This is a genomic window from Flavobacterium myungsuense, assembly GCF_042677265.1.
GTDB classification, from domain to species: domain Bacteria; phylum Bacteroidota; class Bacteroidia; order Flavobacteriales; family Flavobacteriaceae; genus Flavobacterium; species Flavobacterium myungsuense.
The window spans coordinates 34,973-47,533 of sequence record NZ_JBHTIZ010000044.1; the positions used below are offsets into that span (position 1 = coordinate 34,973).

Sequence of the window (12,561 nt, forward strand, 5' to 3'; positions counted from 1 at the left end):
AATTAGCCTATGTTATGAATGTTTTTAATTTTTTTATAAATCTGAGAATCACTCAAATTATTGTCATTCTCGTTGATAACAACGGATAATATTTCAACTAATTTATTGTAATAAGGTGCATTTGTCGTTAGTTTTTCAACTTCTTTTATTTTATACTTTTTGCAGAGCTCTTCATCAGCCAAAATCTCTTTTAATACTTTATTTCTATCCATTTTATAGTTCGTTTATTATTGTATCTAAATCTAAATCATATTTAAAACAAACGTTTTCTAAAGCTTGTTTTGAGTCATAAAAATTTAATGCTAAACTCGCAAAATAACCAACTCTTCTTAATTCATTATGAACAAGATTACGTTCCATTTTATAAAGTTCAACATTGTTATCATTTAATCTTGGTATCACTACCATATCGTATATTGTTGCAAAAGGTTTATCATCATGTTTTCTTAACAATCTACCTCTTCGCTGAATAAATTGTCTTGGATTTCCTGTGCTACTAGCAAAAATACCAACTTCTGCTCTTGGAACATCTACACCTTCATCTAACATTTTCATTGCAAAAAGCATATCTATTTTTCCTTCAGAAAAGCCTCTTAACAAATCATTCAAATTTTGATCACCACCTATATATGTATTCATTTTTAAATTTGGTAGAGTCTCATTACCGGCAACTAAAAACTTATTTAACATTCGTTCTGAGCTTCCGTCTTCCTCATAAACATATCCTTCAGGGATATAAGTAAAAATATACTTCAGTTTGTTAATTTGTTTTAATTCAAGTAAAATATTTCTAAAACAGTCAATTTTATTATTTGCTTTATGAATGATATTTTTACGTTTTAAAAGTAAAATCTCAACTATAGGGTCATTCTTAAAAACGCCTTTTTCAAAGTCAAAATACCTCAATAATTGTTTTGAAATTTCAATATACTTTTCCAATTCATCTTCGTTTAACTCAACAATTACCGGGTAATATTTATAGTTGCAAAGAAAATCATTATCCATAGCTTCTTTCATTGTAAAGCTATAAGTATAAGGTTCTTTATCATTAAAAAATTTATCTATACTTTCCGTTCCTTCTGGATCGTAGATTCTTTTTGGAGTCGCCGATAAACCAATTCGTTTTTTAATTAAAGATTTATTCATTGCTGCTTTGATATTTTTGGCGCCCATGTTGTGAGCTTCATCAGCAATCAAAATAAATTCTTGCTCTACTTTTTTAAAATATTTTTGAAACTTAATGGTAGTAAAACTAGCATAAGTCGAAATTATTACAATGTTTTTTCTTAATCCAGCATTGAAATTACTGACGTAATTTGAAAATTCTTTTTCCCAATTATTACCACCACCAATTTTAATAATATTGAGAAAGTTAAAAGACAAAACTTCTTCTTCCCACTGATTAAGCAAAGCTATAGATGGAACTAAAATAACAACAAAATAACTGTTAGTTTTTTTATACTCATTAAGCACACAATTCAGTGAAGTCTTTGTTTTTCCAGTTCCAGTTGCCATCCCAAAAACACCAGTAAAATCATTACCAACCCAATTATTATAGGCATTAACTTGATATTCTCTAGGTTTGTAGGGTGGTGGAAATCTTGGTTCATTAACAATTTGAAAAACGGTTTTGTTAAATTTCTCTTTTAGAGCAGTAGTAACTTTTTTAATTTTGTGTTCTTCTTCTGTAAATACTTCACTATTTAGTTCAACAAGATTTAACTCTTCATCTAAAAGCTGCTTCTCATCAAGCGAAATAGATTTTTGCTTTATTATATTAATGAGTTTCTCTGGATTCAAATAAATAAAATCCTTCGATTCTTTTTTAAAGATTTTTTCATAATCCTTAATCTCATTTTTAATATTGGCTCTTTCGGATGCTTCGCCCCAAGAACGATTGATAACAAAGCTTTCGCCATTGCAAACAATACCTTTATAGGTAAAATTGCAACTGCCAACGATATTAATTACATTGTCTTCGTTGTCCCAAAACAAAGCTTCTTTGTAGTGTGAAATCTCTCCGTTTTTTGTGGTTACTGGAATAATGCTTATCCTCTTATTGTCAATCAAAAACCTTAAACAATTATAAAAATGGTTAACCTGTTTCTTTGTGAGAACATCATTAAGTCGTTCTATGTCATTAAGTATATTTTGCTGAATCGAATTATAAAAATCAGGTTCTAAAACAAATTCGTCATTAATCAATTTATAATCATTTTCAGAAACAAAATGATTTATTAAAAAATCTATCGTACCTCCATTGTATATAAATTGCGCAAAGCCATAAGATAAAGTACTTATTGAAGTGGAACTAAAATAACCTAATTTGAATTGTATTTTCTTTGATATTGGAATAACTTCTCCAAAAAACTCAAAAGGGATCATATCACTCGTTGATGATACTTTTAACGTTACAGGAAATTTAGTTGTTTTAAAATTAGTATTCAATTGATAAAATATTACAAGTCATTTAATAATTCCGATATGCGTATTTTAAATGCTTTGGCTATTTTTTCAATCACAACCAGAGAAACGTTTCTTTTACCACTTTCAATACCAGGGATATAGGTGCGGTCTAAATCGGAAAGTTCAGCTAATTTCTCTTGAGAATATCCTTTAGATATTCTCAAATCTTTAACCTTTGCACCAAATTTCATTCTAATATCTTCCATTGCACCAAATTCGTGTTTAGTAGACAATTGTACAATAGACGATAGTCTACTTGAATTTGTATTTAATAAGATTTATAATTCATTTCAATAATTTCAAAACTAATATTTTATTTCAAGTTATTCTTTAAAATTAAATCATCTATTTTGACTTTAAAAAACAATAGTCATTACCTCATTCAGCTGCACAAAATCCTCGTTTAGTCCAAGTATTCCTAAACTCACATCTTTGTTTGCTTCATTTCGTTAATTTCATTTTTAAAGAACATTTTGTACCTTTAATTCTGATTTATAAAGAGGTGTTTTTTATGGAAACTATCCAATTAACTAGAAAAGAATTATACGAATTAGTATGGTCAACAACACTTTCAAAGTTGACACAGCAGTATGCATATACGAATGACGGTATTAAAAAAATTTGCAAACAATTTGAAATTCCTATGCCTGATGGCAGTTATTGGTCAAAACTTAAATTCAATAAAAAGTTTAAAAAAGAAAAGCTAAATCCAATCTTTGGTGGTGTTGATAAAATCATTTTAACGATAAGAGAAGAAGGTAATCTAATTAATGTAGACCAAACACCATTAACCATTAGAACCAAAGAAATTGAAAATGATCCAAAGGCACCTCTTACAGTTCCCGACAAAATCACAAAACCGGATATACTTACAATTCAAACCCAAGAATTTTGGAAAGCCGCAAAAAACAATAGATTTTATAAGGACGATAAAAAAATTACCTATCCAATTAGATTTGACATAAATAATAGAGAAAGAGCTTTACGGTTTATGGATACTTTTACAAAGTTAATTAGATATAGAGGGCATACATTTTCTAAAGAGAATATTGAAACTGGTGTACTTGTAGATGGTATTTTTGTCGAATTGGATTTAAGGGAAGCTTCTAAAAGAGTTCCCGCAAAACCTCCTTATAGCGGTACAGAACTAGAAGCTACAGGCGAATTTATTTTTAAAATCGGAAGATATTCCGGAGAAAAAGAATGGAGAGATGGCGTAGTTAAATTAGAAGAAATCTTGGCAAAAATTGTTGCTAAAATTGAAATCTATGCACAAGAACAGAAGAAACAAGAAGAAGCGTCACGTTTATGGAGGTTACAATATGACTTAGAGAAAAAAATAGAGGAAGAAATTAAAAAACGTAGAAATGAAGAAGTCGAAAAATTCAATAGATTAGTTAAACTTTCCGAGCAATACGACAAAACTCTCATTATTAGACAATACATTGAAGCTGTACAGCAAAAAGCAATAAACGCAAATAATCTAACCCCAGAAAAACAAGAATGGATCAATTGGGCTAATGATAAAGCAGATTGGGTTGACCCTTTAATCAATAAACCAAATGATATTTTAGATTCGTAAATTACGTATTGAACAACTATTTATTGTTTTTCATAAATTTAAATTTGAATAATGAACAAATTATTCAACTCTAAATCAATGAAATTATGCACCAGGAAAAAGTATCAATACTGTTTTTAATAAAGGGAAATAGAGTAAATCAAAGAGATTTATGCCCACTGTTATGTAGAATTACAATCCACAAAAAAAAACAACAATTCTCAACAGGACTATTCGTAAATCCTCACTACTGGGAAAGCAAACATCAAAAAGTTAATACTCAAGATTTCAATCACAAATATATTAATGCTCAAATAGAACGAATACAAGTCAAATTGTATAATATCATTTTAGTTTTCCAACTTCAAGGGATTGAATGCAGTATTGATAATATCTTGAATGAATATAAAGGATTACCTCTTAAAAAAGAAGAAAATTTTCTGTCATATTACAAAAAATATTTGTCGAGAATAAAAAAATTGGTCGGAATTGAATTGAAGCAAAACACTTATGATAAATTAGTTTATGTCTGCAATCACTTAGAAATATTTATAAGATGGAATTATAAAAAACAGGATTATCCTTTAAAAGATTTGACTTTACAATTCCTTAAAGATTTTGAATATTATTTAAAAACTGAAAAGAAGCAAAAACAAATTACCATAAATAAAAGCATCCAGATACTCAGAAGGCCAATAAATTGGGCTATATCCGAAGGATATTTAGATAGGGATCCATTTATCCTGCATAAGTCCAAAACAGTCCGGAAAGAGATAGTATTTCTTTTTACAGAGGAACTCAAGAATCTTGAAGAATTGGTACTACAAGAAAAAAGATTAATTTTAATTCAAGACCTTTTTATTTTTTGCTGCTACACTGGTTTGGCATACAATGAAATGGCGCATCTGGAAAAGGATAATATTCACCCCGGATTTGATGGTAGCAACTGGATCCAAATGAAAAGAGAAAAAACGCATCGTGAAATATCCATTCCAATTCTTCCTAAAGCACAAGAAAAAATCAACAAATATGCATCTGATACTAATCGTACTTTTCCTCCAATTAGCAACCAAAAATTCAATGCATATCTAAAAGAAATTGCAATTATTGCAAAAATTGATAAAAACATATCGCACCATACGGCTAGAAAAACATTTGCATCCACAGTTTTACTCTATAATGATGTTCCAATGGAAATCGTTTCCGAATTATTAGGCCATTCAAAGATGAGCATAACTCAAGAAAGCTATGGTAAAATTGTTCAGAAAAATGTTAGTGAAGCAATCAAAAAACTAGCCGCAATATTAAAATAATGCTGCTAAATCAATAAAGAAATCCAAAAATACATAACACACCTTCCAATTAAAAAAAGATAGGAACGCTATCGCTGCCCTTTTTGCGCATACCCGGCCAACGCTCTGCCAACGCTCCAAAAAAAATTACTGTCACAGTTTTTGAAACAAAAACACGTACGCTTCGCAACTTGCGCCAGTAATTTTTTTCCCCAAGCTGTTTTACATAATTGAGTATTATAGTTCATCACAAAGCGTTAATATTGTTTTCGTTGGTTTTTGCAATGAAGCTATAATATCATTTATGTAAAACAGCCGCCACACCCCACGCTCGCGCCAGTGGCTCTAGGACAACTTTTTTCATTGCTTCCTCGCTCCTGCCGGCAATAAAAAAAACCGTCCTTCGCCACTGTCTTCAAAAACGTACGCCATTTCAAAAGAAACTTTACGGTAATACTTACTTTCAAGAACATTTACAGTCACTATTTTTAGCAACTTAGTGTATAAATCGATAAGTGGTGTTTACCCTGAGCCTGCCGAAGGACATTGCTTTTGTGCGTGCTGCATTTCCAAAACAACCCTTTTCATAATTCAAAATTCTCCATTCATAATTACATTCTGGCACCCACAAAATCAAAAAAAACTAGCAAGAGTATTGTTTTTTTTATAAAAAAACATACACTTGCTCTGAGCTACTGCCACCGCACTACGATAGTTTTTTCATTGTTTTTTGAAGAGGCTTTTTATTTTCAAAACAACTTTAATTCATAATTCATAATTCCCAATTCATAATTGATTGCAAGCCTCCTCAAAAATCAATTGGTAGAAGGAAGAGTATCAATTTTTCAGATGGATAAAGCACACCTTCTTTTTCATCAAAATTAATCATCCATCTACAAAAAATTGATACACTTCCAAAGACGATTATCTTCCATATCAACTCCCAATCCTTCAAACTTAATCCGATTAAACAAGAATATTTTGATTGGATATTCAAAACAAAAAATAAAAAAAAGAGAGTAAAGGTAAGTTCCAGGTTTACAAAAAAGCAAGTTCAAGCCCTACGGGTTTTTGATAAAATCTCCACCCTTTCGGGTAGTATTTTATCAAAAAAACCTGCTTTTTAGAAACCTTCCACTTGAAAGAACGGCTTTCTTTTTTTCTTTTTTTTCTTTTGAAAATTTTTATAGGTCGAGCTTCGCGAAGCACTTCTAAAATTCATCAGAAATCCTGCGGAAAATTGAAAATCTAACCCATTTTTAAAGCCGAATGTTATGCCGAATTTCATCATCAAGACCCACCGAGTTGGAACAATTTACACAAAACCCCATTTGTTTATACTTAACAAGGGGATGAATAGCGGAAAGCCCCAAAAAGAGCAGTTCACAAACAGTTTTGTAGTCATTTTTGAGAAAGAAGAAGATTGCGAAAGCTTATTTTTTGTTGCTTATAGTTTATGGCAAACAAAATTCTGGCATCCGTTTTTAGTAGGTTCGGTTATTCCGTTTTTGCGCCTTCCAGATTTCAAAAAAGAATTCGATCCACAAGCCAGTTTGATGATGCTGGAGCACGAGCAACATCTAAAAAATGTTGCAGCTCTCAAACTTCTAGAGAAAAAAGAAAAACAATACAAAGAGGATATGCTACTCATAAATGACCTCCGCAGAGCCATTTTATACCGCTATTGCAGAAAATGAAACAATCCTGGTCCAACTGGACTAGGATTGTTTGCGCCTAATTCCCAAGCAAACCAACGCATAAAAGCAATATGATTGCCCCACTTAAATAAATCGAAGTAAAGCAAAGCAATTGCCTTTTATTAACTGCTAAAAATCAAAAAAGCCCCGTATTACGGAGCTTATGTTGCTATTTTGAAAAGTATTTATTTAACTGGTTCCGGCTCTTCTTCCGATTTTACAGCGGTTTGAGAAACCACCGAAATAATACTACCGCCCAGAACCAAGTAACCCGCTGCACTTACTAATCCAAGAGGCAAGGCAACAGGAGAAGCGATGATTGTTCCGCCAATAGTTGCCAAAGCAATTCCAACTGTTCTCAAAATTTTAAACCATTTTGGAGTTGGTGCCAAGGCTCTTTCCACGACATTCATATTTTTATTTTTCATAATCTTGATTTTTATAAATTGATAGTTCTAAATTGTGTACTCTTTTTTCGATGTATTCTACTTTCTGGTTGAGTAAATCATTACCACTTTTGAACTCTGTTTTGATGATTAAAGCCATTGTTTTTACTTCAATTAAGTCTTTTTCCATACTCTTGAAATCGGTGTGTAATTGCTTGATAAAGTAAGCCACAACAGAGAGTAATAAGGTGATAAGTGTTCCAAAAAGTGTAGCGATGATGTTGATATTTTCCATTTTTTGGGCTTTTTAGAATTGAAAATTATTTTCAATAATTATTTTGTTGTTTTCAACTTTTGCCAGTGCTGCCAATTTTGGATAAACCATTTTGTAAGCTGCAACACTTTGAGTAACTTGAAAATTGCCATCAACAAACTGGAACCCAAAACCACAAAGCGGACAACCGGCAGTCTCTTTGATAGTGTTTCCGGTATGGATATATACAAAACTGAAGTTCGGTAAACCAGAAATCTCAATCATTCCCTGATGCAGCTTTCCAAATGCTTTTTTGTAATCCACATTTTTAGCTCCCCAAGTGTTCAACTTCAAACTAAAAACACCTTTTGGAATGGCAGTTTGTGAAGGGATTTTCACTTCTCTGATTTTATCCTCTAACAAATAACATTGAAAGATGCCGTTAATGTACAATTGGCTCAATGTGCTTTCTTTGCCCTGTGCTACTCTTATTATTTTACTTTCCATAGTCTTTATAGTTTTGAGATTAAACAAAAAATCCCTCACTTTTGGTGAGGGATTTGTAATGACTTTTTTTAAAAAGCATCCTCAATTTTCAAGCAGTTCCCACTGGAAAACAAGTAGTAATTAGCCCCAACTTGTTGGTAAAACTCAATTCCTATGCACTGCAAAACTGTGGTATTTACCGTTGGTATAATTCCAACTGGGAAAGTGACAGTAATTGTAGTAGCAGAAACTGGAGCGTTCAAATCCAAAAAGTCACTGTATCGAATATAGTTTACCTCATTGATATCAGGATCCATAGGATCATAGCTGTTAGTAGTAGCGTTGTATTCAAAATCACTCACTACGGAAAGCGAAGTAATCAAACGGAAATGTGTTGCACCAGCGGGTGCATTAACCATATTCGCTGGATTAAAATCGCCAATACTAAAATCACCACTGTCTCTGTTATAAGTATGCGTTACTGCATAAGGAGCATTAAAAATTCCATTGAAAGAAGTGTTTTTGTCAAACTCAAAACCTTTTAAGTGATTTCTTTGAGTGGAGATTTCAATTTTACGGTAACCTCTGGCTTCCGTTTGGTCTTCCAAGTTGATTTTCTTCATAATTGAAGTCAATCTTCCAGTTACTTGGCTGTCCGCCATTTGTTTCATTAATTGAGATAAACCAGTTCGAACAGATTTTCCGGCTTTGGCACAAGCGCCAAATTCGTTCATATTCTCACGGGTTCTCTCAAATTCAGGAGCAGATAATACTTGGTCGCCAGTTGGTCCACCAACCATTCCAGCGAAGTAGCCTTCCTGTCCTTTAATTTTGAAGTGTCGGATATCTCCAAGAGTTCCAACATACTTAATAACACCTTTTTGTCTTGCCATTTTTTTAAGATTTAAAAAGTTAATAATTAGATTAAATTCATAAGACAAATTTCAATGATTATCTTTGATTATCAATAACTTAAATAACTATAAATCAATGCAATACAACGCAAAAGCACCGTACATAGTGGAAACCCATTGGCAAATTGAAGAAGTACTTGACGGCGATAGCATCATCATTAGCCATCGTTTCACTAAATTGAAAAAAGAAATCCGTCTTTATGGTTTGGATGCACCAGAAGTAAAGATTAACAGAAAGATGAAAGAGGATGAAGAGAAAAGCAGTTTACCTGCTCAATTATTACTCCAATTTGGTTTGCAATCCTTGCACTTCGTTTTGTTGGTTGCACCGCCTAAAACGGTTGTGACTATCATCACAGAAAAGGAGAACTATTACGACTACTGGAACAGGCAATTAGGGTATGTAATTTTGCCTAGTGGATTATGCTTAAATGAATTACTTTTACAAAATGGGTATGCTAAAGCAACCCAACACTATTATTGTGGCAAGCTAGCAGAGTATCAAGCGATGAACCGCCAAGCACAGCTTAATAATATTGGGATTTATAGTCAAGTAAAAGTATTCTGATTTGTTGTACTTATGTTGTACTAAGAGAATTTAAAAAGTAAAGAACATCAATAAATACTAATCCTTACAGGCGTAAAGAGTATATATTCAAGTTGGCAGACAGTTGTTGAGAACCAAAAGAAACGATAATTAAAAAACAGAAGTATTTAATGGCAAAATATGAATTTGAATATGTAAACCAAAAATATTCATTAACACTTTTTTTAATATCATTTGCAACTTTTTTTGCGTTGATATTCACATTGGTTGAATTTAAAAAATACTTCAATATTTATTTTACAATGATTCTTTCATTTGGAATTCCAATTTTAATTTTTTGGCTGAATAAACACAAAATGAAGAAAGTTGGTTTTGCAATTTTAGAAGAAAATTATACTGAAATAAATAAAAATGACAAACTGGAGAGAATAAATTTTGATGAAATTAAAAATTACCAAGTACAAGTTTATAATGGAAGTATTAGTTTGCTTATAAATTTAAAAAGCGGAAAAAGAATGAGTTTGTCTTCAAGTCCAACGTTTTGTAATACAGAATATTTTGATAAGTATTGTCAAGAATTAGAAAGTAAAATTGAAAAATACCTAAGCCTTCATCAATTAGAAACAATACGAAAAAAGACTTTTTTTGAAAAAACTTGGATATATCCATTTCTTATTATTATAACTGGAATAGTTTTAGTTTTTATAATTATTTTAATAAATAAAGGCAATGGATTCCCAATTTCACTAATTGGAGCTGTCGCACCTTTATTAGCACTTTGGGGTGGATATTTTAGTGCTAAAAATAAAACTGAAAAACAACAAACTGAAAATAAATAAAAAAGCAACCGATCTGCCAACAGCTGTTTTGAGCTAGCTGGAATTTAGTGGAATTATCGTTTCGCATCAAGTTTTCGTTAAGCCGAAAACTGAGCGGTTACGAACTTCCAGCCATCTCAAAGCAGCAAAACGTTGGGTGACAGTTTGTGAGCCCGATAAACCAAAAAAATATCGAACAATGAAATACAACTTCTATAAAAATACTTTCCTACTATTTATTTTATTTTTATTAATGGTTAGTTGTTGTTATAAAGGATTATATTCTAAGAACGGTGTATGTAGGAGAAAAATAAATGACTATAAATATAAAAATTCAACTATAGATAATATAGACACCCTAGCTGTTTATAAAGAACAAATCAATTTTGCAAAAAATTCTATCACAAAGGAATATGTATACTTTGAAAAAATAGATGATAATAGTTATCCGTATGTAAGTTACTTAAAGTTTTATTCAAATAATAAAGTTGGAATATTTAACATTGCAAAATCTGACACTTTGAAATTAACGAGAGAACATTTTGACCCAAGCAAAGCATCAATGGGTTATTATCTAATAGAAGGAAATAAAGTGAAAATGAAATTTTCAATAGTTTTTCAATGTAGTCATCAAATATTGAGAGAAAAAGGAACCATAAACAAAGACTCAATCACAGCTCTTCAATCATTAACAGCTCTTCAATCAGGATATTCAGGAACCATTTATGTAAAACGAGATATTCCTAAAACATATTTAGAAAATTGGAAACCTGATTGGTAATGATAAATAAGAAAACCGATCACCCAACACGCGTCAAAAGCAATCGCTAGTTTTCGGTTCATTGTTCGTTTCTTTTTCCTAACTTCGTTTTCTCCTAGTGGAGAAAACTCGCTCGCCAAGCCGCGACTGCTTCTGGCGCGAGAACGTTGGTAGCAAGCTTAAAAAAATCGTAGATGAATAACGAAAAATGGAAAGAAATATGCTTTTTGCTATCCGAAAATATTCGGACAGAAATTAGCGAAAGTGATTTTGAGCAAAATGTAATTCAATCCTTGCGAGTTTTAGATTGGAAAGAATATTCTGGAGATTTACAAATTCGTCCATCATTTCCTATTGGTGCTTCAAACAGAATTGTTCCTGATATTGTTATAAATTCAGCAGAAAAGAAAAACTTATTTGTAATTGAAATCAAACAACCGAGTATACCGCTGAATACTAAATTTCAACAACAGTTATTTTCTTACATGCGCCAATTAAAACTTCAATATGGTGTTTTAATTGGCCAAGTTATTCAAATATTTTATGATGGAGATTTAACAGAACATGACGAACCAGTTCTACTTGAAACTATTGATTTTGAAAAAGATAGTCAAAAAGGACAGAAATTTGTGGAATTATTTAACAAAGAGAATTTCAGTTATAACTCATTAAATACATTTACACAAAATTCACTGAATAAGATAAACAGAAAAAATGAGCAAAAAATATTGTCACAGATAATCTTATCACCAGATTACGAACCGAAAATTTTAGAATTAATTAAACTTGATTTACTAAATAAATATGACGGAGAAATAATCGACAATGTCCTGCAAGGATTATCAATAAACATTACAACAAAAAATCCAACTGAAATTGGAATGTCAAAAATTCAAACTGATATTTCCGAACTGTCTGCAATTAAAAGTTCGAGAGACAAAACTAAATACATTATTAACGGAACAGGAACAAAACTTGCGAAAAACAAATTTGTTTTAGAATTAGTTCGAGCTTATTTAAAAGAAAAACCTTTAAACTTCAGCAGTCTTAAAAATATTTTTCGTGACGAATATCAAGGTTCAACAGGAGTTATTAATGAACTTGAATTAGTAGAAACAAAATATGCCAATAAATCTAATAAAAGACATTTTACTGGAAATGAAAACATATTGATAAGCAATGATAATGTAAAATTTGTAGTTTCTACAGAATGGGGTAAAGGAAATATTGACAATATTGTTGATTTGGCTAGAAAAGAAGGCTTTAAAATTGAAGAAGTTTAAACTAAACCTACAAAAAGCCAGCTACCAACACACGCTACAAGCAATTTGGGTATTAGGCTTAATTTGAAAATGGTCTTGTATTTGGAAGATTTGGCAAA

Annotated in this window: 15 protein-coding genes; 7 read left to right on the forward strand and 8 right to left on the reverse strand. The window is 31.3% G+C overall.

What is annotated here, in order from left to right; translation table 11 throughout:
• Positions 1-2: 2 nt before the first annotated feature.
• The 3 genes from ACFQ0S_RS11915 to ACFQ0S_RS11925 are packed head-to-tail and all read right to left on the reverse strand — an operon-like array spanning position 3 to position 2,699.
• Positions 3-212: a hypothetical protein gene (locus ACFQ0S_RS11915; protein WP_379758721.1), complete on the reverse strand. Its 210-nt coding sequence runs from the start codon at positions 210-212 to the stop codon at positions 3-5.
• A 1-nt stretch (position 213) separates the two neighbouring features.
• The gene (locus tag ACFQ0S_RS11920; RefSeq protein WP_379758724.1) at positions 214-2,448 is read right to left on the reverse strand and encodes a DEAD/DEAH box helicase family protein; all 2,235 of its coding nucleotides are present in this window, start codon (positions 2,446-2,448) and stop codon (positions 214-216) included.
• 11 nt (positions 2,449-2,459) lie between these two features.
• Positions 2,460-2,699: a helix-turn-helix domain-containing protein gene (locus tag ACFQ0S_RS11925; protein ID WP_379758727.1), complete on the reverse strand. Its 240-nt coding sequence runs from the start codon at positions 2,697-2,699 to the stop codon at positions 2,460-2,462.
• Positions 2,700-2,977: 278 nt separating this feature from the next.
• On the opposite strand from ACFQ0S_RS11925, the gene ACFQ0S_RS11930 reads away from it, so the two are divergent.
• From ACFQ0S_RS11930 to ACFQ0S_RS11940, 3 genes are all read left to right on the forward strand, one after another.
• Entirely contained in the window at positions 2,978-4,048 is a 1,071-nt protein-coding gene (locus tag ACFQ0S_RS11930) for a hypothetical protein (protein WP_379758730.1), read from the forward strand.
• Positions 4,049-4,134: 86 nt separating this feature from the next.
• Positions 4,135-5,340: a phage integrase SAM-like domain-containing protein gene (locus ACFQ0S_RS11935; RefSeq protein WP_379758733.1), complete on the forward strand. Its 1,206-nt coding sequence runs from the start codon at positions 4,135-4,137 to the stop codon at positions 5,338-5,340.
• Between the two features lie 1,253 nt (positions 5,341-6,593).
• The gene (locus ACFQ0S_RS11940; RefSeq protein ID WP_379758736.1) at positions 6,594-7,016 is read left to right on the forward strand and encodes a DUF6943 family protein; all 423 of its coding nucleotides are present in this window, start codon (positions 6,594-6,596) and stop codon (positions 7,014-7,016) included.
• On the opposite strand, the gene ACFQ0S_RS11945 is transcribed toward ACFQ0S_RS11940, so the two are convergent.
• From ACFQ0S_RS11945 to ACFQ0S_RS11965, 5 genes are all read right to left on the reverse strand, one after another.
• A complete protein-coding gene (locus tag ACFQ0S_RS11945) occupies positions 7,001-7,123 on the reverse strand; it encodes a hypothetical protein (protein ID WP_379758739.1) in 123 nt (40 codons plus the stop codon). The genes ACFQ0S_RS11940 and ACFQ0S_RS11945 overlap by 16 nt on opposite strands.
• Positions 7,124-7,201: 78 nt before the next feature.
• On the reverse strand, positions 7,202-7,429 hold the full coding sequence (locus tag ACFQ0S_RS11950) for a hypothetical protein (protein ID WP_379819106.1): 228 nt from the start codon (positions 7,427-7,429) through the stop codon (positions 7,202-7,204).
• A gap of 4 nt (positions 7,430-7,433) precedes the next feature.
• The gene (locus tag ACFQ0S_RS11955) at positions 7,434-7,697 is read right to left on the reverse strand and encodes a hypothetical protein (protein WP_151108207.1); all 264 of its coding nucleotides are present in this window, start codon (positions 7,695-7,697) and stop codon (positions 7,434-7,436) included.
• A gap of 12 nt (positions 7,698-7,709) precedes the next feature.
• Positions 7,710-8,162 carry a DUF5675 family protein gene (locus ACFQ0S_RS11960; RefSeq protein ID WP_379758744.1) on the reverse strand — a complete coding sequence of 151 codons (453 nt, stop codon included), beginning with the start codon at positions 8,160-8,162 and terminating at the stop codon, positions 7,710-7,712.
• Positions 8,163-8,230: 68 nt separating this feature from the next.
• Positions 8,231-9,034, reverse strand: a complete 804-nt coding sequence (locus ACFQ0S_RS11965) for a hypothetical protein (protein WP_379758747.1) — start codon at positions 9,032-9,034, stop codon at positions 8,231-8,233.
• Between the two features lie 97 nt (positions 9,035-9,131).
• Here ACFQ0S_RS11965 and ACFQ0S_RS11970 point away from each other — a divergent pair, with 97 nt between their 5' ends.
• The 4 genes from ACFQ0S_RS11970 to ACFQ0S_RS11985 all read left to right on the forward strand — a co-directional run bounded on the left by ACFQ0S_RS11970 (position 9,132) and on the right by ACFQ0S_RS11985 (position 12,463).
• Positions 9,132-9,623 (forward strand): thermonuclease family protein, encoded by a 492-nt coding sequence (locus ACFQ0S_RS11970; RefSeq protein ID WP_379758750.1) that lies wholly within the window; start codon positions 9,132-9,134, stop codon positions 9,621-9,623.
• Between the two features lie 335 nt (positions 9,624-9,958).
• Entirely contained in the window at positions 9,959-10,441 is a 483-nt protein-coding gene (locus ACFQ0S_RS11975; RefSeq protein ID WP_379758753.1) for a hypothetical protein, read from the forward strand.
• Between the two features lie 178 nt (positions 10,442-10,619).
• Positions 10,620-11,201 carry a hypothetical protein gene (locus ACFQ0S_RS11980; RefSeq protein WP_379758756.1) on the forward strand — a complete coding sequence of 194 codons (582 nt, stop codon included), beginning with the start codon at positions 10,620-10,622 and terminating at the stop codon, positions 11,199-11,201.
• A 173-nt stretch (positions 11,202-11,374) separates the two neighbouring features.
• Positions 11,375-12,463 (forward strand): type I restriction enzyme HsdR N-terminal domain-containing protein, encoded by a 1,089-nt coding sequence (locus ACFQ0S_RS11985; protein ID WP_379758759.1) that lies wholly within the window; start codon positions 11,375-11,377, stop codon positions 12,461-12,463.
• The last annotated feature ends 98 nt before the right edge of the window (positions 12,464-12,561 follow it).